This window comes from Bacteroides timonensis (assembly GCF_000513195.1).
GTDB classification, from domain to species: domain Bacteria; phylum Bacteroidota; class Bacteroidia; order Bacteroidales; family Bacteroidaceae; genus Bacteroides; species Bacteroides timonensis.
In genome coordinates, this window is the sequence record NZ_CBVI010000008.1 from 65,148 (window position 1) to 87,863 (window position 22,716).

The 22,716-nt window shown below is 41.7% G+C and carries 13 protein-coding genes and 2 pseudogenes; all 15 read left to right on the forward strand.

The genetic code is table 11. The features are described 5' to 3' along the window. Positions 1-17: 17 nt before the first annotated feature. A pseudogene (locus tag BN161_RS02770) lies at positions 18-212 on the forward strand (UPF0104 family protein); the annotation flags it as partial. A gap of 92 nt (positions 213-304) precedes the next feature. Then, complete coding sequence (locus BN161_RS02775) at positions 305-1,924, forward strand: DUF6377 domain-containing protein (RefSeq protein ID WP_044262880.1); 1,620 nt, start codon at positions 305-307, stop codon at positions 1,922-1,924. A 212-nt stretch (positions 1,925-2,136) separates the two neighbouring features. After that, entirely contained in the window at positions 2,137-5,112 is a 2,976-nt protein-coding gene (locus BN161_RS02780) for a SusC/RagA family TonB-linked outer membrane protein (protein WP_044262882.1), read from the forward strand. Between the two features lie 24 nt (positions 5,113-5,136). Continuing rightward, the gene (locus BN161_RS02785) at positions 5,137-6,828 is read left to right on the forward strand and encodes a RagB/SusD family nutrient uptake outer membrane protein (RefSeq protein ID WP_044262885.1); all 1,692 of its coding nucleotides are present in this window, start codon (positions 5,137-5,139) and stop codon (positions 6,826-6,828) included. Positions 6,829-6,840: 12 nt separating this feature from the next. After that, positions 6,841-8,118: a histidine-type phosphatase gene (locus BN161_RS02790; RefSeq protein ID WP_044263002.1), complete on the forward strand. Its 1,278-nt coding sequence runs from the start codon at positions 6,841-6,843 to the stop codon at positions 8,116-8,118. Positions 8,119-8,370: 252 nt separating this feature from the next. Further along, positions 8,371-9,183: a serine/threonine-protein kinase gene (locus BN161_RS27950; protein WP_052356157.1), complete on the forward strand. Its 813-nt coding sequence runs from the start codon at positions 8,371-8,373 to the stop codon at positions 9,181-9,183. Positions 9,184-9,186: 3 nt separating this feature from the next. After that, positions 9,187-10,368, forward strand: coding sequence for a hypothetical protein (locus tag BN161_RS02800; protein ID WP_044262887.1), 1,182 nt, complete (start codon positions 9,187-9,189; stop codon positions 10,366-10,368). Between the two features lie 23 nt (positions 10,369-10,391). After that, on the forward strand, positions 10,392-10,820 hold the full coding sequence (locus BN161_RS02805) for a hypothetical protein (protein WP_125910734.1): 429 nt from the start codon (positions 10,392-10,394) through the stop codon (positions 10,818-10,820). Positions 10,821-11,070: 250 nt separating this feature from the next. Continuing rightward, complete coding sequence (gene metK / locus BN161_RS02810; protein ID WP_044262891.1) at positions 11,071-12,363, forward strand: methionine adenosyltransferase; 1,293 nt, start codon at positions 11,071-11,073, stop codon at positions 12,361-12,363. 140 nt (positions 12,364-12,503) lie between these two features. Beyond that, the gene (locus BN161_RS02815) at positions 12,504-13,391 is read left to right on the forward strand and encodes a transglutaminase-like domain-containing protein (RefSeq protein ID WP_044263006.1); all 888 of its coding nucleotides are present in this window, start codon (positions 12,504-12,506) and stop codon (positions 13,389-13,391) included. A gap of 619 nt (positions 13,392-14,010) precedes the next feature. Next, positions 14,011-14,190, forward strand: a pseudogene (locus BN161_RS30320) (tetratricopeptide repeat protein); the annotation flags it as partial. A gap of 119 nt (positions 14,191-14,309) precedes the next feature. After that, on the forward strand, positions 14,310-14,612 hold the full coding sequence (locus tag BN161_RS29325; RefSeq protein WP_044262896.1) for a hypothetical protein: 303 nt from the start codon (positions 14,310-14,312) through the stop codon (positions 14,610-14,612). 98 nt (positions 14,613-14,710) lie between these two features. After that, positions 14,711-15,172 (forward strand): T9SS type A sorting domain-containing protein, encoded by a 462-nt coding sequence (locus BN161_RS02830; RefSeq protein WP_044262898.1) that lies wholly within the window; start codon positions 14,711-14,713, stop codon positions 15,170-15,172. A gap of 27 nt (positions 15,173-15,199) precedes the next feature. Then, entirely contained in the window at positions 15,200-22,099 is a 6,900-nt protein-coding gene (locus BN161_RS02835) for an FG-GAP-like repeat-containing protein (protein ID WP_081743617.1), read from the forward strand. Continuing rightward, entirely contained in the window at positions 22,062-22,715 is a 654-nt protein-coding gene (locus BN161_RS02840) for a hypothetical protein (RefSeq protein WP_044262902.1), read from the forward strand. Before BN161_RS02835 ends, BN161_RS02840 begins: the two co-directional genes overlap by 38 nt. Position 22,716 lies beyond the last annotated feature (1 nt).

A 22,716-nucleotide genomic window follows, 5' to 3' on the forward strand; every position in this document is an offset into this window, starting at 1 on the left:
TTCGGCATACTCGCCATTCCTCTTTGTTCAGTAATCTGATTTTCTTCTTTCCGATGCAACTGGGCGCACGCGAAGGTGGTTTGGCATTGGCTGTGGACGGATTGCACATGTCCCCGGCATTGGGCGTTTATGTGGGGCTGATAACCCGCATACGCGAATTATTATGGATAGCCATCGGAATGGCTTTGATAAAGATCGGTAATAAGAAGTAAGCTGCCTTTTATCTGCTAAAAAGAGGCGGTACACGATTATCATAGAGAAAAAATCTATATCTTTGCTCTTGAAGTATATAACCTGTAGTCTAATGTCCAGATATTCTGTTTCTATCTTATTTTGTCTTTTTATTTGTTCCGGTCTGTGGGCTGCGGTCAAAGCGGACGACGATGCCCTGCTTTTAAAACTGGATAAGATGATCGGGCATCGTGAGGTTTACCAGCAAAAAGTGGAAAAGGAAATAGCAGACATTCGCCGGACGCTGGATTATGCGGAAGATGATAAACTCAGGTTTGATATATTAGGGAATCTGTTCACTAAATATCGTTCATTTCGGATTGATACGGCTATGATTATCGCAAAAGAGAGGCTGCAACTGGCGGAAAGTCTGAAAGATGAAAAGTTAATCAATGAGGGATTGATGAACATAGCTGATGTAATGAACAAAATGGGGAAGCATGAGAATGCGTTGATTATGCTTGCCAAAGTGAAACGGACAGAAGACGTAAGAAAGGATACTTATTTCTATTATCTATACCACACCATTTACTTATCCTGCTATAGTGATGCCATAGATGAATCCGGCAAACAACTTGCCTGGCAGCAGCTAAAAGCTTATAAAGACACGTTGATTGCGATTAGCGAACCACACTCTTCCAGCTATATTACCAATAAATGCGGTCGGCTGAGTATGTCCGGAAAGTGGGATGAGGCCATCCGGCTGTTGGAGGATTATTATGGGCAAAGTACAGAAGATAATTCAGATAGAGCCAGAATGGAGTATCTTCTGGCAGAATTGTATTTGGGAAAGCAGGATACTTTGCAGGCAAGGCATTATCTTATTCTGGCTTCATTGACTGATATTGCCAATGCCAAGAAAGTGTATATGTCTTTGCAGCATTTGGCAATACTTCTTTTCCGGGAAGGTGACATTGCAAGGGCTTATAATTATATCTCATGTTCCCTGGAAGATGTGAATTTTGGGAAAGCCCGCTATCGCTTTATTGACATTGCCGAATATCTCCCCATCATTCAGGCCGCTAATGATGCACGCATCAAGGCTGATGAAAACCGGGTGCTCTTTTCCCTTCTGATACTCCTGATATTGGTAATAGCCTTGGTTGTCGCTTTCTTCTTTATCCGTAAGAAGAATACCAAACTGCTGAAGGTGAAGCAATCGCTGGCCGAACAGAATCTGCGCTTGCAGGAAATGGCTGGGAACCTCACCCGGATGAATGAGCAGATCCAGAAATCGAACCATATCCAGGAAGAATATATCGGGTTGCTGTTCAATATATGTTCCGAATATATCTATAAACAGGAGAACGACCGCAAGGCATTACTGAAGATTGCAAATACAGGCTCTATGGCGGATATATCAAAGACACTCCGCGGACAATCTTCCACTTCCGATGATTTCAAGCTTTTCATCAGTAAGTTTGATACTATATTCCTTTCCATCTTTCCTAATTTTGTGGAGTCGTTTAATGCTCTGTTGAAGGAAGAAGAGCGCGTGCAGCTGAAGGAAGGCGAGTTGCTGACACCCGAGTTGCGTATATATGCTCTCATACGTTTGGGTATAAACGATAATTCCAAGATTGCCAACTTTCTTCATTACTCACTTCAGACGGTTTACAACTACCGGATGAAAATGCGGAATAAAGCGATCATTCCGGGCAAGGATCTGGCAATTCAGGTACAGAAACTATAGTTTTACACCTCCTTTGATCTTACTTTTTCTCTTTTACTCTTATTTGTCAATCTGTTGATAAATAGGATGTTACTTTCTGTTCTCTTCTTTATTTACTTACTTTTCCGCTTCGTGTAGTTGTTCTGCTAGACCATTGAAATTACTTTTGCTTCGTATCGTATAAGTCACGCGATGCCTTTGTTACACGTATAATAAACTAATTTAAAACTATTATGAAAAACAAGAAGAATCCGAAAACTTTTGGAAGTAGATGGCGGTATGTTTGGGTACTGTTTGCTTTGGTTTTCAGTGTGAGCGTTGCCGCACAGAAAACGGTTGTAAAGGGCAATATCCTCGATAAGGATAATCTGCCTATTATTGGAGCTAATATTTTGGAGAAAGGAACGTCGAACGGAACGATCAGTGATGTGGACGGTAACTTCACTCTCTCGATCACAAATCCTAGGGCTACATTACTGATTACCTATATAGGGTATAAAAACGTGGAGATGCCTGCTTCTGCCAACATGAAGATCGTGATGACGGAAGATAGCGAGATGCTTGAAGATGTGGTTGTCATCGGCTACGGCAGCGTAAAGAAGTCGGATGCAACAGGCTCGGTAACAGCCATTAAGCCGGATGATTTTAATAAAGGACTGCGCACAACCGCTCAGGATGCCCTGGTGGGTAAAGTACCGGGAGTAAACGTAGTATCCAGTTCTGGTGCTCCGGGCACAGGCGCCACGATTCGCATCCGAAGCGGTGCTTCGCTTTCCGCCTCCAACGATCCGTTGATTGTGATTGACGGTGTACCGGTTGATAACTCTACTATCGAAGGTGGTGGCAATGTGATTGGTGGTATTAACCCCGATGATATAGAAACCTTTACGGTATTGAAAGATGCATCGGCTACGGCTATCTACGGTTCGCGGGCTTCGAACGGTGTGATTGTAATCACTACGAAGAAAGGGGCTGATACCAATTTGCGCTTTAATTATTCAACGAACCTGTCGGTAAGTACAGTTACTGAAACGCTGGATATTCTTTCTGCCGATGAATTCCGCCAGTTTGTTCCTACTGTATCCGGAGTACCGGCTTCTGTGACCTTAGGCACAGCATCGACCGACTGGCAGGATGAAATCTATCGGACGGCATTCGGACAGGAACACAACTTTTCTGTATCGGGTAAAGTGAAGCAAAATGCTCCTTATCGCCTTTCGGTTGGATATACCAATCAGAACGGTGTCATACGTACCAATAACTACGAGAGATTTACATTCAACGGAGGTATTTCGCCCAAGTTTTTTGATAATCATCTCACGGTTGATCTGAACCTGAAAGTGTCTTATGAGAATAATAAGAAAGTCGATGAAAGCGTCGTAAACAACGCGCTTCGCTATGATCCTACACGTCCGGTTAAGACTGGAAGTACCACTGCGGCTACTGATCCGGGGTTGGGATATTTTATCTGGATGAACGGTAATTCTCCGATGGCTATCCAGACGGATAATCCGGTGGCGCAGCTTGACTTGCAGGATATCCGCAATAAAGTGACACGCTCTATCGGTAATGCATCTTTCAACTATAAGGTACATCATTTGGAAGACTTGCAGCTGAACATGAACCTGGGATACGATGTCCTGACCAGTAAATACTCGAAGGAAGTGCCCGAACTGGCGGGAATGATGTACACCTCTAACATGAAGGACGGTACAGGTCTTGTCTATGACTCCAAGCAGAACAAACGGAATTATCTGCTGGACTTATACGCTAACTATTCTCATGTTTTCAATGAGAAGCATAACTTCAGTGCCATGGGCGGATACGGCTGGCAGCATTTCTGGAAGAAGTTTGATGCTACTACCTTCTCTCCGGAGGGCAAGGAGCTCTTCTCTCCCAATCATTATGAATCGGAATATTATCTGCTTTCGTTTTACGGTCGTCTTAACTATTCGTATGATAACCGCTATATGATTACAGCTACGCTGCGTTCGGATGCTTCATCCCGTTTTGCAAAAGGCAATCGTTGGGGATTGTTCCCTTCCGTGGCATTGGGGTGGAAAATCAGCCAGGAAGCTTTCCTGAGAGATTCGGATATTCTGTCTGACCTGAAGTTGCGTCTGAGCTACGGACAGACCGGACAGCAGGATATTCTGAACGACTATCCTTATATGACAACTTTCACAGTATCCTATCCTGAAGCTTGCTATCAGTTCGGAGATAAATGGTATAATACGTATCGTCCGAATGGTTATGACTCCGACATTAAATGGGAGACTACCGAGACTTATAACATCGGATTGGATTACGGCTTCCTCAATAACCGTATCTATGGTTCTGTGGACTATTACCAACGCCACACCAAGGACTTGCTGAATACGATTCCTGTGATTTCGGGAACCAACTATTCTTCTGTGATTACCACGAATATCGGTGAAATGGATAATAAAGGACTCGAATTTTCCATTAATGCAGTGCCGGTACATACCAAGGACTGGAAATGGACAGTAGGCATGAACTATACCTGGAACGATTCAAAGATCACAAAACTGAATGTAGTGGATTCGGAAGCCAACTTTGTACAGACCGGAGCCATTTCGGGTACCGGTAAAACGGTACAGGTATTCATGGTAGGCGAACGCCCTTATACTTTCTATCTGGCAAAACAAGCTTATGACGACAATGGCAAGCCGATAGAAGGCCAATATGTACAGCCGGACGGTTCTGTATCGGCAACAGAAACAAAGTATGCCACCAACAAGAGCGCATTGCCGGAATCCTATCTGGGCTTCAATACCCAACTGAGCTATAAGAACTGGGATTTCGCTATCAGCGGGCACGGAGCTTTCGGCAATTGTGTCTATAACTACATAGCTGCCGACCAGTATGTACAGTCTGTTTACAGCGACCAGGGAAACTTCTCGAATATCCTGAGCAGAACCAGAGCTACAGGCTTCCAGAACCAGCAACTGTACTCGGACTACTTCCTGGAGAAAGGAAACTTCTTCCGGATTGACAATATCTCATTGGGTTACACTTTCAAGAAACTGTGGGATCAGTCAAGCTCTTTGCGGCTGACTTTCGGTGTTCAGAATGTGGCTACCTTTACCGGATATTCGGGCATCGATCCGGAAATCTACAGCGGCATCGACAAGGAGATATATCCTCGTCCGCGAGTATTCTCATTAAGTGCTAATTTAACTTTCTAACGGATTAAAAAAAAACTATGCGATATGAAAAAGATAATTGCCTATTCATTCAATCTACTTTTCTTGGTCACGTTTCTGGCTTCGTGCCTGGGTGACCTCGATACCATGCCACTGGATAATAACCAGTTAGTGAGCGACCAGGTATATAAGACCAAGGACGGCTATACAGGCGTGCTGGCCAAGTGTTATTCATCTCTGATCCTGACAGGACAGCAGGGTGGCGATGGCGGCAATGGCGACTTGGAAGGTGCCAATGAAGGATATTCCGGTTATGTGCGTCTGTTGTTCTACTTGCAGGAGATGAGTACGGATAACTTCCTGATGCCTTCTTCCTCAAACGGTCTGCGTAAGTGCCTGAACCTGCAATGGGATGCCTCCAACGCCTCTGTTGTCACCTGGACTTACCAGCGGCTTTATATGAGTATTGCTTACTGTAACGAGCTGCTGCGCGAATGTACCGAAGGGAAGTTACAGGATAGAGGACTTTGGGAAGAAATGAAGGACGAATACATTGGTTACAGAGCCGAAGCACGCTTTATACGTGCGTACTGCTATTCCATGCTTTGTGATTTGTTTGGTTCCGTGCCCTATGTTGACGAACATACAGGTGTGAAGGAAATTCCGGTTCAGTATACCCGTAAGCAGATATTTGAATATGCGGAAAGTGAATTGCTGGCTGTTGAGAATGAACTGAAAGCTCCGGGAGAAAACGAATACGGACGGATTGACCGTGTAGCCGACTGGTTCCTGCTGGCACGTATGTATCTGAATGCCGAGTCCTGGATTCATGAAAATAAATACCAGGAGGCATATACGTATGCGAAGAAGGTAGTTACAGACGGACACTATCCGCTGGCTTCCGACTATCGTGAAATCTTCCTGGCGGATAACAAAACCTGCAAGGAGATCATCTGGGGACTGGTACAGGACGGACAGCGTGCCCAAAGTTCAGCCGGAACAAACTTCTACGTAAAAGCTTTCGTGAATGGTCCGATGGACGAATTGTATAAGACAGGAGTCGGTTCGCGAGGCTGGGGTAATGTTCGTGCCAAGATGACACTGGTAGACGCCTTTGATGCGGATGATGTGGCGTTTGATGTCAATGATACCTGGGGTAACGGAAAGAAAGATAAACGTGCCCAGTTCATGACCGCCCTTCCGAATCAGGTGAAGGAAACCTGGGACTCGGAACTGAACATGACCAGCACCTTTACCTGTGGTTATGGCTATATCAAATGGAGAAACGTGACCAAGGATGATCAGCTCTGTGCTTCGGGCGATGCTTATACCTCTATTGATTTCCCGTTGTTCCGCACCGCTGATGCTTATCTGATGGCTGCCGAGGCTATCTTGCGTGGAGCAAATGGTACGGAAACGGAAGCATTAGGCTACGTCAATGAAGTTCGGTCCAGAGCGTATATGTCCGGTAAATATGCGAAGAGCGGTGTCCGTTCGGATGTTTCAGGAGAAATCGCCCTCAATGAGCTTTCTTTGAACTTTATCCTGAGCGAGCGTCAGAAAGAGCTGGCATCCGAGCTGACCAGGCGTACCGACCTGATCCGTTTCGGTAAATATACAAAAGGCAATAACTGGGACTGGAAGAACGGTATCCGTCTGGGCGGAGATGTGGACGACAAGTATCAACTGTTCCCGATACCGGAAAGCGAATTAACCAACAACCCGGCATTGAATCAGAATGACGGTTATAAACAATAAATGAAGAATAGAATGAGACTGAAACAATTACTGTTATGTGGTATGATGTGGATGTGCTGTGTTCCGCTTGGGGCGCAGACATCCAAAGAAGAGATGTTTTCTACCATTGAAAAAACGGGTGGAGTCTATTGGGCTTATCCACTTGATTTTGCACCGCAAACCCGGGCTCCCAAAGGATATAAACCATTCTACGTGAGTCACTATGGACGGCATGGTTCCCGTTATCTGATTGGCGACCGTGATTATAAATGGCTGGTTGACCTTTTTGAAGAAGCGCATCGTGAGGGTGCACTTTCCGACTTGGGAGAAGATGCCCGGCAGCGTTTGCTGAAAGTGTGGGAAGAAGCGGAAGGCCATGGAGGTGATCTGACTCCGTTAGGTGTTCGTCAGCATCGTGGAATTGCAGAAAGAATGTATGCCGCATTTCCCGAAGCCTTTAAGGGCAATCCTTCCATTTCTGCCCGTTCTACGGTTGTGCTGCGTTGTGCGATGAGTATGGTGGCTTTTGGTGATCGTTTGAAGGAACTGAATCCCAATCTGCGCATTTCTTATGAAGCCAGTCATAAGTATATGGATTACTTGAATTACCATACGGACGAATCCAACCGCTTTACTTCTTCCACTGACGGTCCGTGGGCTGAAGAATACAGAAAGTTTGAAGATGTCCACACCAATCCCGACCGGTTGATTGCTTCTTTATTTAAGGACAAGCGTTTCATACTGAAGAAAGTGAATCCGAAGGAAGTGATGTGGGGTATGTACTGGGTGGCGAGTGATATGCAGAATGTAGAGACGAAGGTTTCCTTCTATGATCTGTTCCAGCCCCAGGAGCTGTTTGATTTGTGGCAGTGCATCAACTATCGTTTCTATGTGGGCAATGCAAATCATGCAGACGGGAAAGGGATTGTTGTAGCCAATGCGAAATCATTGTTGCAGAATATTCTGGATAGCGCCGATGAGGCTATTCAGAAGGGAGGCATAGCCGCTACCCTTCGCTTCGGGCATGATGGCAATGTGATTCCTTTGGTGGCATTGATGCAGATAGAGAATTGTAATGTTGCCGTAGATGATCCTTACGAGGTGTATAAAGTGTGGAGTGACTTTAAGGTAGTCCCTATGGCCGCTAATGTGCAGATTGCCTTCTTCCGGAATGAAAAAGGAAGTGCGGATGATATTCTGGTTAAGATACTGCATAATGAACATGAAGTACACATTCCGGTACAGACCGACCAGTTTCCTTTCTATAAATGGAGCGATGTGGAGAGCTACTACCGGAACTTATTGAAATAAAGCACAGTTTTAAAGTTAACAATATTGAGACTACTAATTGGGAAGTGTGCCGATGGGATATCGGTACACTTCTTTTGCTAATATAATGTTAATGCTTTGCATGCGTTGGTACAATGATTGAAGAATACCGGAATAACAAATAATCATAAGATTTTGAAACTCTGTACGGGTGATAATGTGATTTAGATAAATTCTTCTTAATTTTGCAATACATTGTATACGTCGTGTATATGATCAATAACTGTTCGTAATATGGAAAAGAATGAATTGAAAATTCTGAATTATATAGCTCAAGGTGGGCAGAAAACAGTTTCTTTGGCTGTTTCCATAAACAATCCTTCGCTCAAGGTTGTAGTAAAGGATGCCAAAATTAATTCTACATCATCGCTTCAACGAATGATTAGGGAGGTAAACTTATTAAAACAGTTGGATTCCCCATATTTTCCGAAAAATTATGGTTCTAGTTTTGATGTATTTACTATGACAATGACTATCATAGAAGAGTATATAGAAGGCGATACTTTGAGACTTAAGATGGATAATTATCAGGATTGGAACTCTATCAAATCATGGCTCAACAGTATGATTGATGGTCTGCAAATTGTGTGGAATATGAACATTGTTCATCGCGATTTGAAACCCGAGAACATTATTATTAAGACAGATGGTAGTCCATGTATTATAGATTTTGGCATCGCTAGATTTCTTGATTTGGAATCTATCACGAACACATTAAATTTGCGTGGCCCTAATACTCCTCTTTATGCTTCTCCTGAGCAACTTAAGAATGAAAAGCATATCATAGATATGCGTACCGATTTTTATGCATTGGGAATCATTTTGTTAGAAATGTATCTGGGCGTCCACCCATTCACTCCATCAATTGTACCAAATTCAGGATTAACAATTTTAGATAACATACAGGCTGGACGTTATGCTGTTTGTACTCCGAATAAGGTTGAGGATTCCAAAATAACAAAGTTGGCTACTCGGTTACTGCAATACCAGCCATATTTAAGGCCGCGCAATTTTGAACAATTAAGAAATTTAATTAATACTCTGTAAGTTATGAAAGTATATCATCAATTAGGTTTCCGTGATAAATGGAATATAGATTGTTACGGAGAAGGTTTTGGCGATGGCCTGATATTTTCGCCAATTAATATGGAATCTAATAAGCTATTGGCTCTACCAACTGATATTAGAGCTAACTCATTTTTGGATCCACAAATGTACTTGCTTAGTACTGAAAAATCATCGAATGTGACATATCCATTTTTCCCGGGTAATATTAAAGCAGGTTTTTCTACATCTGATTTAGATACTGCCAATGAACAAATTGCAGAGTTGTGTATTGATTATCAGATGGAAGCAAACTTTAAATATATAGTAATACCAACTCGCTACTTTGAGGCGACTCCAACTAAGTATTTGGAACAGACCATGCAAAACTTTGTTATTCCATTTTTGGATTACAAGGAAAAGAAAAATATTAATGCCTCTTTCCTATTAACGGTAATTGTGAAGCAATGTGTGTTAGAAGATCAAACACTTAGGGATGAATTATTGAATTGGATGACTGGTATTGCAGGAATTACAGGTTTCTATTTGATTTTTGAGAATAATTTCGCTTCCAAGCAAATAAAGGATTTCGCGTACTTGAGTAATGCTTTATTTCTTATTGATATTCTAAAGAAGAATGAAATGGAAGTTCATATAGGTTATAATAATACTGAAGGATTATTGTTTAGTGCAGCAATGCCCGACTCTATTGCCATTGGATCTTATGAAAATCTGCGTATGTTTAAGATTTCCAGATTTGAGGTTTTAGAAGGTAAGGTAATGCGCTCCCCTAATGCTCGGCTTTATAGTTCAAGGCTATTGCAATGGATAGAATATAATTATATAGACTCTATGAAGATGCTTGTGGATGACTATGATAAATATTTTGACGATACAAAATATAAGCCATTGATGTTCAATATCGGTGATTTTAAAAATAAAGAAAAGTTTAAATGGCATTTTAGCAAGTCGGAAATATACAAACACTATTTCGAGGTGTTTTCAAGTCAGGTTCATGATTTACCATCTTTGCAAGAGGAGCGAATAGAATTTCTTAAAGCAAATATAATGGCTGCAATTGAAAACTTCAAAATTATAAAAGCTAATGTGTTGCTTGATAGTGATAGTGATGATTCTCATTTGGCTATTTGGTATAACGTATTAAATGCATATAAGAAGAGTTTGTGATGTGTTATTGTTCAGAAAATGTAATGTCCAAGGATTTTGAAAAGTATTTAAGGACAAAAATAGGCAGAGCATATTATAAGGAATGGCAAGGGCTTTTTGGCATTCCTGACTACGTGTGCTATGCCAAAAATGGAAATGAAATACTTGTCGTATCGTATGAACTGAAGTTAACAAACTGGAGAGGTGCAATGGTGCAGGCTTTTCGTTACCGTAGTTTTTCTGATTATTCATACGTAGTTCTGCCCCAAGAAACCATTAGCCGGGTAATACCGCATCTTGATCAGTTCAAGCAATATGGAATAGGACTAATTTCTTTTACAGGGAATAATCTTGAAGTATTGTTACGGCCTCAGCAAAACGTACCTTACTCACCGCATTTACGAGAAAAAGCTTTAATGAGAATAAAGAAATCCCGCAAGAAGGTAGAGGGGAGTTTATTCTCTATACTATAATAGAGGATACGGGTGGGGTAATTATAAATCTGTGTTAATCTCTGCAATCTCTGTCCCAAATATAGGATTTCTTTCCTATCTTTGCACCCGAAAATGAAATGTGGAAAGATTTGAGTAGCTTGCAACCACAGAAAAAAATGCTAAAACACATCCTTTTCTGACGATGCTCCGAGCATCGGGATATGCATGTCTACTCACCACCAGATTCCCGCTTTTCATTCTTTAATTATTCATTCTTTAATTTAGAAGTATGGGATATTTATTCACATCCGAATCGGTGTCAGAAGGACACCCCGACAAAGTGGCCGATCAAATATCGGACGCTGTGCTTGACAAACTGTTGGCTTACGACCCCAGTTCGAAAGTAGCTTGCGAAACTCTGGTAACTACCGGACAGGTGGTACTGGCTGGAGAAGTGAAAACCAAAGCGTACGTTGACTTGCAACTCATTGCGCGCGAAGTAATTCAGAAAATCGGCTATACCAAGGGCGAGTACATGTTCGAAAGTAACTCGTGCGGCGTATTGTCCGCCATTCATGAGCAAAGCCCCGACATTAACCGTGGTGTAGAACGTCAGGACCCTATGGAGCAGGGTGCAGGCGACCAAGGCATGATGTTCGGCTATGCTACTAACGAAACAGAAAACTACATGCCTCTTTCGCTCGACCTGGCACATCGCATCTTGCAAGTGCTGGCCGACATCCGCCGCGAAGGCAAGGAGATGACTTATCTCCGTCCCGACTCCAAGAGCCAGGTAACCATTGAATACGATGATAACGGCACGCCCGTCCGCATCGATACGATTGTAGTTTCTACCCAGCACGATGACTTCATCCAGCCGGCTGACGACAGCGAAGCTGCCCAACTGAAAGCGGACGAAGAGATGCTTGCCACCATCCGCCGAGATGTAATCAACATCCTGATGCCGCGTGTGATAGCTTCTATTCATGCAGAGAAAGTACTTGCATTGTTCAACGACCACATCACCTATCACGTCAATCCTACCGGGAAGTTCGTTATCGGTGGCCCTCACGGGGATACAGGTCTGACGGGGCGCAAGATTATTGTGGATACTTACGGAGGCAAGGGTGCTCACGGTGGTGGTGCTTTCTCCGGTAAAGACCCCTCGAAGGTGGACCGTAGTGCCGCTTATGCAGCCCGTCACATTGCCAAGAATCTGGTGGCTGCCGGTGTGGCCGATGAAATGCTGGTGCAGGTGTCTTACGCCATCGGCGTTGCACGCCCCATCAATATTTATGTCAACACTTATGGTCGCGGCCATGTAAACATGAGCGACGGTGAGATTGCGAAGAAGATTGATGAACTTTTCGACCTTCGTCCGAAGGCTATCGAGGACCGCCTGAAACTTCGTAACCCGATTTATCAGGAGACTGCCGCTTACGGCCATCTGGGGCGTGAACCGCAGGTTGTTACCAAGCACTTCAAATCCCGCTATGAAGGCGACAAGGATGTAGAGGTAGAGCTCTTCACTTGGGAGAAACTGGATTATGTGGATAAGGTGAAGGCTGCATTCGGTTTGTAATCCTCAGTTAGTAATCAGCGTAGCTTTACAAGCTATTTATATAGAAGGCTGCCCTTTTGTACAGAATTTTCGGTGCGGAAGTGGCAGCCTTTGTTTTATTTCCTTATATTTGCGCATTGAACACAAATGTCTTGTATCTTATGAAAAAGCCACTTAAAATTATTGGAATCAGTGTAGCTTCGTTGTTGGTGCTACTGTTATTATCTTTTCTTTTCATTAGGTTTTTCTTCCGCGAAGAGGTTGTTTCTTATTTACAGAAAGAGCAAAAGGAGCTTTATGTCGAATTGCTTCAAAAGAGTAGATATGCCGCAGATACATTGCGTTTGCGTCCGGTTTATTGCATGGATGATGCTCGTTTGGCAGAAGTTGAATCCCATTTCCGGTTAGATACACTTTTTGAGGGTACGGAAGATACCTATCAGAAAGCGCTTAAAATCCAACGCTTTGTTTCCGATCATTTGCCTCACGGTAACTTGCCGCGTATGCCGGAACGAAGGAATGCTATTGATTTATGGGCTTTTGCCGATACAAGCAGTTATCATTTGAACTGCCGGCTACATTCCATTTTGATGCGGGATATGCTGATGTCGGCCGGTATTAAAGCCCGGTATATCACTTGCCTGCCCGAGGATGTGGAGGATCAGGATTGTCATGTGGTCAATGAGGTGTTTGTGCCTGAACTGGGGAAATGGGCGATGATAGACTCGGATCAGGATAAAGTGGTGACGGATATGGAAGGCGTTCCTCTGTCGCTTCGCGAATTGAGGGATAAACTGATTGCCGGTGAACCTTATCTGATTAATGGAGAGAAGAATGAAGGACAATACTACGACCAGTATATGGCTAAGAACAGTTATTGGTATAGTAGGCATGAGGTGAGCTGTATAGATGATGAAACGGGTGATCTCTTGCCGGGTGATCGGAGAGTTGTCCTTATCCCTGTAGGGTATAGTGTGCAGAGTGGTAATACACAGTGGTTGTTTGAAAATAGTATTTGTACTACGGACCCGGAGAAATTCTGGGAATAGTCAGCTTCTGCTTCACTAACAAATGATTTCATAGTTTATTGGCAAATGATTTCATTTGTTGCCGGCAAACGAATCTTTTCCTTTAGTTGTCTTTAAGGAGGCAAAATGCTTGTGGGGTGAAATGATAAATTGATTTTTATTTATTGATATCTTAATCAAATTGATGCTATTTCTTTGTTCTGTGTGATTATGTCCATTTGTCAATCTTGCATTATAGGATATCCTGTGAATAAATAAGGAATGTAAATTCGCTATTTCTGCATATTCTTGCATGTTTCAAGGCTTCTTATGCAGAAAAGGGTTACTACTTACGGGTGAAAGGGTTACTACTTATAGGTGATATCATTACTACTTACGGTCAAAAGGGTTACTACTTACTAGTAATACACTTATTTGTATTGGTTATTTCTCTTATATTTGTGTTTTTAGGGTGGTGTTTTACTCTAAAAGAAGTGTAAGTATTTCGATATATTATTAATAATCTGTGGCTTGCTGAATTTCGTTTGTTTCTTTTCTCCTTCATGGTCAGTTGTTCGGGAATAATGCATTCTCAGGCAATTGGAAATACAAAGTGTCAAAATGATAGTGTGATACTAATAATGTTTCAACTGCTTACTTTCTAACTGGCTTTTTCCATGATTTGTTATATTGCGTATTAATCATACTTCATTGTCCAAAAGAAATTGTTATGGACGTAATGAATACTACTGCCGACGCAATAAAAACACGGAAAAATAGAATTAAGAATAAAATGGATAAGGGACTTTTTGAGAAAGTATTTATGTCTGATAATGTGTGATTTATATATTGTCTGTTACATACTTGGATTTCTCTGTTACCATTGTTACCATATAATATTTTGTTTTTAGATGAAAGTTGTGTATATTCGAGGCATCAAATAATTAAATCTTATACTACATGAAAACAACATTTTTACTTTCGCTCTTATTCGCTTTGTTCTCTCTAAATATTTATGCAGAACAAATGGTATCTATCAAACAGATTAATTTAAAAAAATCTCTTAAGGGAAAGGGAGCGCAACAGCCCGGAACACGTTCTTTAGAACCATTGAATGTCTTTGCCTATTTTAATCCTGATAATACTGCTTTGACTATTAATTTAGATTGCGTATATACTGAAGTAACGGTTTCTGTAAAAGTATTTCGACAGGTGAAACTATTCAGTCTGAATTGTACTTTACTCCGACCAATATATTTGTGAATATGTCCGAAGTGGAGAATGGGAAATACTTATTAGAAATTTCTTTCGGAGAAACCTTGTTATCAGGAGAATTCAGTATCGAATAAACATTACGCATTATGAAAAAGGATAAACGGATATCTAAACGGGTAGCGCTTATATTTCTGCTATCTGTAGTTTTATCTATGTGGGCAGGTCTGGATATTTGTGCGCAGCGTATCAAATATACCTACGACAATGCCGGAAACCGGTTGACACGTCAGAAGGAAATTGTAGTTCAGACAAGGGGTGCTTTGAGTGATGAAGAAGAACCATCGGTATACGAAGAAGAACTTTCGGAAACGAAAGCTACTATTTATCCCAACCCGACAAAGGGAGTACTCAAAGTTGATATCTCAGGAGTTGAAAAGTTTGAGAACGCGCGAATCTCTCTCTATGATCTTACCGGAAAGCTATTGCAGCAGTGGGGGGACATATCCCAATCCAATGAAATTGATTTATCCGAACGGACTCCGGGAATGTATATCATGCAGATAGTCTATAATGGTAATGCCAGTAGTTGGAAGATAATTAAAGAATAAGAACGATCTAAACAGAAAGGGATTCCTATGAAAACTAAATACCCATTAATGCTCTTTATCTTGTTGTTTCCAGTGTTTGTTTATGCCCAACAAGGAAATACGATGTCTTCCCCACTGGAAGTGGGAACTTTTGGTTCCGATTTTGAATATTCTGATACAAAAAATACGGGGAATTTTACGAATAACTATGGATCATTTCACAATGATGTCTTCTATAAGTTCACACTGACTACCAGAATGAGGGTCATAATAAGCCATTGCGGTTCATTGATTTTAGATACATCCATAAATTTATTGAATGCTTCGGGGAAATGGGTTACAAGTGCCAGTGGTTATGACGGCTCTTATGTTTGTGGTGAATCCGGTCAAAGTTATTTGTCCGTAGTATTGGAACCGGGTACATATTACGCAGTATCAGAAGTTGCGCAATATTCTACAGAAGAAGGCAATATTACTACCCGAATTTCCGGAATGTCATTATCTGCAGTAGGAAACACAATGAGTAATCCAATCCTTGTCGGTACTCATTCAAACAGCATATACTATTCTGATACGCAAGACACGAATCGTTTTACGGACCAATATAATGAAGAGGAAGACTTCAGAGGACAGGATGAAGTCTTTTATCAATTCACTATTAGCAAAAAAATGTATGTGATATTGAGCCATTGCGGTTCAGTCGTTTCATGTACTTATATGTATTTATTGGATTCTTCGGGAAATCTTATAGAATACAATAGTGGTAACAATGGTAGGGGAGAATGTGGTTCTTCTCCTGATCTTGCTCTCATAGAAAAGAATTTGGAAGCGGGCACTTATTATGTCGTGTCGGAAGGATACGAAGAATCGGGACCTATAACAACTAATATTACCGCTTATGCACAAGGTGATTTTAACTATCCGGTGGTTCCTAATGTATATAATGAAGAACAAGTAGCTGTAGGAGGACTTGAAGGGGCATTCAATGTTTCAGCCACTGGAGGAGCTACTTACTCTATTCCCATTAAAGTTCCGCAAGGTGCAGGAGGCTTGCAACCTTCACTTGCTATCGTGTATAACAGCCAGGCGGGGAATGGCATAGCTGGCTGGGGATGTAGTTTGTCAGGAATATCAGCTATAACACGAGGGCCGAAGGATATCTATCATGATGGTATGGCGAAAGCGCTGACTTACTCTGCCGATGATGCTTATTATCTGGATGGAAAGCGTTTGATTTATTCCACTGGTACTGTCGGACAAGAGGGGGCTGTTTATTATCCGGAGTCTGATCCTTTCACTAAAGTGACTGTTCATGGAACTTATAATAATACAACGGCCAATACATGGTTTGAGGTTCAGACCTCTGATGGCTTGGTTTATCATTATGGAAGTACAGCCGAAGCAAAGCTAGGTTATACGGTAGGCAGTTCGCCGAGAATATACGCTTGGTATGTGGACAGGGTGGAAGATACTTGGGGTAACTACATGGCTTACACCTACAATGTTTGGGATTATACTATATATCCTAAAAGTATCTCTTACGGGAAGAATAAGAACGGGATTACAGGTCATTATAACACAATTACTTTTGATTATGAATCTTGCCCCGATCCTCAACCTTTCATAATAGAAGGTGTAAAGGGGAAAATGGGCTACCGTTTAAAAGCCATAACGAGCAAAGTCTATAATAGTATTTATCTTATTTATGAATTGACTTATAGTACCACAAGCGATGGTTCCGGTACCCAGTTCTCACGTCTGGCAAACGTTAGGAAAAAGAATAGTGCAGGAGAGGCCCTTAAACCTGTCTATTTGCAATGGATGCCCTTACCTTCTTTCCAGCAATCTGTTATTTCTCCCCAATTCAATATGCCGTCTGTCTTTCCTGTAGTGAATATGTCCGGGAATGCTATATCCTTTGGAGACCAACAGTTTACCTCCGGTGATTTTAATGGTGACGGGCTGGCTGATTTGGTAGGAGTTTTTCAGGGTAAGGTTCGGGACGGATCGGGGGAATGGTTGAGTAATACGTATGCTTATGTCTATTGGGCTTCGCAAGATTCGGATGGAAACATTAATTTCCTTCCCGGAAGACAATACGCTCTTGGATCGGAATTTCAAATGGAGGATTGGAAGGAGTATAAAGCGGGGTCTTCTGTCATTGATTTTGATGGAGATGGCCTCAATGAATTTGTGATACCTCATGCAAGTATCAATGAATATTGGAAGCAAATAGGTTTTGCTATTTATGGGAATACAGTACAGGGAACTTTCGGATACAACTTGCAGCGTAGTAGTGAAATGCCGGTTTATGCTACCGGTGATTTTAATAACGATGGAAAAGGGGAGATTGTCTTTTTAGAAAAAGGGCATGCCTCTAACAAATATCCGGGTGAAATTATAGGACACAACTCCGGGACTGCCATTTATCGTACCGCCATAAATCTTACCCTGTCTTCTAAGCCGAAGAAAGTTTTTGTTTCCGATCTTAATGGCAATGGTCTGCAAGATATGTTGTTGATATATAATGGTGGGTATACAATCTTTTGGAATCAAGGAGGCGGATTAACCGGAACCATCTTTTCAGACGCTAAAAAAACAACCGGAACCGATATTGGCAATGTCTGGATGATTCGTTCCGGAGATTTTAATGGTGATGGACTAATGGATCTTTTAATGAACGCTACCGGTGACAGTAAGTGGTATTTTGCCCTGAATAATGGCGATGGTACTTTCACAAAATCACAGGCATGCATATTGAACATCTATGATGAGGATTTTACAGAGAAAGATGATAATAAGTTTGACTGCTATGTTTATGATTTCGACTTTGACGGTAAGTCAGATGTGGTGATAACCAAAGCCATGCATAAAAAGAAGAGTGATATCCTTGGTTCTTGGGGCGAATTCAAAAAAACATATACTTATTGGATGCGTTCAACGGGGCGTTTGCTTAGCCAGGTAGCTTCCGCCACTTCTAATAAAAGTGAGGACGCTCTTACAGCTCTTCATGCGCTGGGCGATTTTAATGGTGACGGACAGGTTGAATTAATGAATTATGGCTATAATTGTTATAACTCTACCGACGCTAATGTCAACCCTACCTGGAATATCTATCAGAACGGTAGTTATAATGCCGGAACAGGTAAAGTGTGTAATATAATCGGTGACTATAGTAGTACAATTAGGATTGATTATGCGTCGCTTGTCAATGGAGGTATTTATACCAAAGGTACCGGAAGCACTTACCCTATGCTGGATTGCATTATGCCTTTGCATGTTGTAAAGACTACTACCCTCAATAACAATGGAGTAGCCGCTAATATGATAACCAATTATCAATATGGCGGATTGAAGGTTCACCAACAAGGAAAGGGGTTACTGGGAATAAGCTTTATGAAAGCTGAGAATGCCCTGCTGGGTACGGTGAATGAATCGGGAGTCAGTTCATGGAATACGTCTTTTTATATCCCTTCCTCTACTTATAGTAAAACCACCATAGACAGTAAAACCGCGGAAAGCAATACTACAATGACTGTTGTGGATAAAGGCTCTAAAAAGTATTTTGCCTATCCTTCTGTTACTACAGAGAAAGACCTTGATGGCAATGTTGTTACGACAACCCGACAGTTCAGTTCTTCTTATGGTTATATGACAGAGGAAAAGGCGGACTTTGGTGACAATATGTATAAGACTGTGCAATATGGCAACTATATTTTAGCCGGCAAATCCTATAGACCCCGGTTGATAACGCGAATGCAGAGACACACGGATGACGCATCCACTTTTACACAGAAAACATCCATTGTGTATGACGAAGCTATAGGATATAAAAAGAAGGTTATCGAAAATTATGGTTCTTCCTTGCCATTAACTACCGAATATACATACGATACGTGGGGTAATGTGCTTAGTTCTACAAACAGCGGTACAGGCATAACCGCGCTTACTCAGTATTATACTTACGATTTCTCGAAACGTTTTGTTGCCGGGACTTATACCTCACCTTCATCAGCCATAACGAATTATACTTATGATATATGGGGAAATGTGCTGACGGAAACAGATCTAAGCGATTCATCTAACAGGTTGATTACAAAGCACTTTTATGACGGATGGGGGAACAGGGAAAAAACGATCCTGCCGGATGGAAGAAGAATGGAGTATGAAACCGGTTGGAAACGTGGTAGACCCACCCAGCGTTTCTTCACTTTGACACAGGGAACAGGGCAGCCTTGGGTGATAACATGGTATGATAATCAGGAACGGGAAGTGTTGATGGAAACCATAGGCGCCAAGGATGTAAGGATTAAGAAAACCATGACTTATGACGCTAAGGGACAGGTGACCCGGGAGCAGGTCCAGACCGGTAATCTTACAACGACAGAGGACTACACCTACGACGGGCGTGGAAGAATCCTGACGCAAACGAGCAGTACCGGAAAAAGTGTGTCGTATACTTATGGTAACCGTAGTGTGTCGACTACTACAAATGGAAGGACTTATACCAAAACTTATGACGCTTGGGGTAACGTGAAGTCTGTCACTGATCCGGTGTCAAGTATAACCTATACTTATGCCTCACTGGGCAAGCCTAAAAAAATTACGACCGGGGGAGCTGAATTTACCATGACTTATTATGATATCGGCAATCAGAAGACATTGGTTGACCCTAATGCAGGTAGCATAACCTATACTTATGATGCTGCCGGACGTTTGAAAACTCAGGTTGATAGCAAGAATAAAACGACAACGAATACTTATGATGCTTTAGGACGCCTGAAAACTTCTGTCCTGGATGGGATTGCCACCACCTATTCTTATGGAACTTCGGGTAATGACTTGCTGCGTCTAATAAAGGAGCAGACCTGTGATAGCTATATTGCTTATACTTATGATAAATATGGGCGGATTTCCACCGAAAAGCGTCAGGTGGATAATTCCGGATTGCTGGAGTTTACCTATGATTACAATGCAGTGGGGCAATTGAGCCGAATAACTTATCCGGGAGCTCTAACTGTAAATCGTAGTTATGACGCTTATGGTAATTTACAACAAGTACTGGCTGGTACACAGCCTATTTGGGAACTCACGGGAACTACCGGAACTGTCACTACTACCAAACTTGGCGGTACATTGATTTCTACCGAAACCCGTAATTCGCAAGGTTTGCTTAGTAACCTGAAGACGATGAAAGGCACTACGTCGCTGCATAATATGAACTATGTGTTTGATGGTGCTACAGGTAATCTTACTTCGCGTACGGGTATGATTGGGCAAACGGAGTCCTTCACTTATGACAGCGCGGATCGTTTGACTGTTGTGAAGCAAGGTAGTTCTACAGTCATGAATATGGGTTATCATGCCAATGGTAATATTGTTTCTAAAACAGGCTTGGGTTCATATAGTTATGACAAACCTCATGCGGTAAGTACCGTTGACAATACCGGCGGCCTGATTTCCGAGAATAACCAGACCATTGTGTATACTGCATTTGATAAAGTTTCCTCCATCAGTGAAACGGTCGGTTCGAACAATTACCTGTTGAACATCACGTATGGTCCTGATCGCCAACGTTGGAAATCCACGTTGAAGACGAACAATGCGGTTGCACGTACGACTGTATATGCGGGCGATTATGAGATGGTCACCGAAGGCAGTGTAGCGAAACAATTATATTATCTTGGTGGCAATAACGGCTTGGTAGCGGTATATGTGAAACAATCCGGCCAGTCTGATAAGATTTATTATGCCCACAAAGACCATTTGGGCAGTGTTGTGAAGTTGACCGACAATGCGGGTACTGAGGTTTTCAAGGCTTCATACGATGTCTGGGGCAGACGTACGGTAGCTAATAATATCTTCAAGTTCCACCGTGGCTATACGGGACATGAACATCTGGATGAGTTCAAGCTGATAGACATGAACGGCCGTATGTACGACCCATTGCTGGCTCGGTTCTTGAGTCCTGATCCGTTTGTTCAGATGCCTGATTTCTCACAAAATTTCAATCGATATACTTATTGCTTGAATAATCCGTTAATATATACGGATCCGGATGGAGAGTTCTGGCATATAGTTATTGGTGCAGTTATTGGAGGAGCGATAAATTGGATTGCGAATGGTGCGGATTTAAGCTGGGAAGGATTGTCCTATTTTGCTACAGGCGCCGCTTCCGGTGCATTGACTGTCGCTTTCCCCGGTGCCGCTATTGGTATTGCTGCTGGTACCGGTGCTGCAAACTCTGCGATTGGTCAAGGTTTTAACAATGGGTGGAAGAATATCAACCTGCAACAAGTTGCGTTTGATGGCATAATGGCTGGTACGATGGCTTATGTTGGCGGTGAGATTGCCGGTCGGTTTGTCGGTCCTATCGAGAAACTTACCCAAAACATAAAATCTCCAATGCTTCAGAATCTAATTACTCATGAAGTTTCCGGTTTGCCTTTCGGTACTTTGATGGGTGGTGTGATGGCTGAAGTTGATGATGATCCCAATACTTCCTTTCTTGATGGGATGTGGAGTGGTGCCAAGATGAGCTTTATGACAAGCGGATTATCAGCGGTTGGAGCTGCAGCAAACTATTCGCTGGACCATAAAGTGGATATTTGGACAGGTATTTCTGATCAAAGTAAGCAAATACAGCAAACAGCAGCGCAATTAGGTTTGCGTAGTGCACAACAAAGTGTAAAGCAGGATATAGTAGATATGTACTATGAACAGATGAAAAATGGTACTTTTAGTGATAAATCTGGTGCTGCGGGATTTTATCATGAAGGAGTGCGAACCATTACAGATGGTAACCATCGGATGAATGCTGCTATCAGATATTATTTATCAACTGGCAATGACAAATTTGTTAATTCATTACTGAATAACGGAAATTTCACTATTAATAATCCTAAGAATTATGGTTATAGATCATACAGCTTCCCAATCGCCAGATAATTATTATTTTAAAATATATAATCTGGGAAATATAAGTTCATTTACAGCGTTTGCAGGTAGATTTTATGTATGTTTCTCTGCAATACCGAATTTTGGGAAAATTATATCTTCCCAAAACAAGAAGTGCACTTTTCCTCTAAATATCTTTTGCAAGAAGTATACTGATCCTTTTATGGACGAAGCAAGGATAGAAGAAAAAGTAGAGATCTATTTTGAGAATTTTAGAATATTCAGGCATATAAGACTTTCTAATTTATTGAAGAAGTATGGCTTTTCTACTAATGAAATCAATCTTTTATTTGAAGAACTTAATTTGGATGATAAAATATATGCAGATAATATCATACATATAAGAATAAAAGCCGCGATATTGATAGATATATTATTTAAGAAAAATGATCTAATCCTCTTTCATACTGCAGGACTTTCATATCCTTCGAGTAAGGTTATTTACCAGAGGATTTATAAGCGTCTACAGGAGCATCCGGAGAAATCTGCTATTGTGTTCGAGTATGGAGAGAAAATTAAACAAATAGTTTTTAAAGAAGTGTCCGTGGATAATATAAGTAATTATGAAGGATGGATGGCAGAGGTTGTAAAGAAATTATTAGATTAAA

Bases quoted from the DNA above. Each gene is read 5' to 3' on its own strand.
- BN161_RS02775 (WP_044262880.1), top strand. From the start codon at position 305: ATGTCCAGATATTCTGTTTCTATCTTATTTTGTCTTTTTATTTGTTCC.
- BN161_RS02780 (WP_044262882.1), top strand. From the start codon at position 2,137: ATGAAAAACAAGAAGAATCCGAAAACTTTTGGAAGTAGATGGCGGTAT.
- BN161_RS02785 (WP_044262885.1), top strand. From the start codon at position 5,137: ATGAAAAAGATAATTGCCTATTCATTCAATCTACTTTTCTTGGTCACG.
- BN161_RS02790 (WP_044263002.1), top strand. From the start codon at position 6,841: ATGAGACTGAAACAATTACTGTTATGTGGTATGATGTGGATGTGCTGT.
- BN161_RS27950 (WP_052356157.1), top strand. From the start codon at position 8,371: ATGGAAAAGAATGAATTGAAAATTCTGAATTATATAGCTCAAGGTGGG.
- BN161_RS02800 (WP_044262887.1), top strand. From the start codon at position 9,187: ATGAAAGTATATCATCAATTAGGTTTCCGTGATAAATGGAATATAGAT.
- BN161_RS02805 (WP_125910734.1), top strand. From the start codon at position 10,392: ATGTCCAAGGATTTTGAAAAGTATTTAAGGACAAAAATAGGCAGAGCA.
- metK (WP_044262891.1), top strand. From the start codon at position 11,071: ATGGGATATTTATTCACATCCGAATCGGTGTCAGAAGGACACCCCGAC.
- BN161_RS02815 (WP_044263006.1), top strand. From the start codon at position 12,504: ATGAAAAAGCCACTTAAAATTATTGGAATCAGTGTAGCTTCGTTGTTG.
- BN161_RS29325 (WP_044262896.1), top strand. From the start codon at position 14,310: ATGAAAACAACATTTTTACTTTCGCTCTTATTCGCTTTGTTCTCTCTA.
- BN161_RS02830 (WP_044262898.1), top strand. From the start codon at position 14,711: ATGAAAAAGGATAAACGGATATCTAAACGGGTAGCGCTTATATTTCTG.
- BN161_RS02835 (WP_081743617.1), top strand. From the start codon at position 15,200: ATGAAAACTAAATACCCATTAATGCTCTTTATCTTGTTGTTTCCAGTG.
- BN161_RS02840 (WP_044262902.1), top strand. From the start codon at position 22,062: ATGGTTATAGATCATACAGCTTCCCAATCGCCAGATAATTATTATTTT.